At 45.3% G+C, this 669-nt stretch carries 1 protein-coding gene; it reads left to right on the top strand.

The features are described 5' to 3' along the window. Window positions 1-660: Tn3 family transposase (locus tag RW114_RS20830; RefSeq protein WP_340124636.1), on the top strand; the 660-nt coding region annotated here is incomplete at its 5' end. Window positions 661-669 lie beyond the last annotated feature (9 nt).

Here is a 669-nt window from a genome sequence, read left to right as displayed (position 1 = left end):
TTAATGCCGCGATTCGTTAGTCTTCAAGATCAACTGAAACACCTATACTGTGCCGATGATATTGCAAACTACGAAAAGTTTTTGATCCCTCCTGCCGGACAGATTAACCGCTCTCTAATTGAATCCGATCAAGCCCACATTGACCAAATCGTAGCCACGCTGGGCCTTAAGGAAATGACCCAAAGCACATTGATCAGAAAGTTATGCGCGTTACCCCCGCAAAATCGAACACGGAAGGCTATTTTTGAGTTCGACAAGTTGGTGCGCAGTATTTACACCTTAAAGTATTTGCGTGATCCTCAGATAGAGCGTGATGTACACCGTTCGCAAAATCGCATTGAATCCTATCACCAATTGCGCTCATATACATCCCAAGTCAGCGGCAAAAAACAGCTAATCGGCAGAACTGATTTGGAAGCAGCCATCACCAATCAGTGCGGCAGGCTAATCGCCAATGTGGTAATTGCCTATAATTCGATCATGTTATCGCTACTGCTCGACAAGTATAAAGCCGCCGGAAATGAGAAAGTGATTGCGTTACTCCAAAAGATCTCCCCGGTGGCTTGGCAACATATCCACTTCTTGGGCCACTATGACTTTAAAAACAACCGTAACCCAATCGACTTCGAAGCGATGCTGGCCGACATAAGATTTAATTAACCCCTGCCA

This window comes from Methylobacter svalbardensis, from assembly GCF_037671525.1.
Lineage (GTDB): Bacteria > Pseudomonadota > Gammaproteobacteria > Methylococcales > Methylomonadaceae > Methylobacter_A > Methylobacter_A svalbardensis.
The sequence above is the reverse complement of the archived record's forward strand: the minus strand, read 5'-3'. Positions and strand labels throughout refer to the sequence as shown.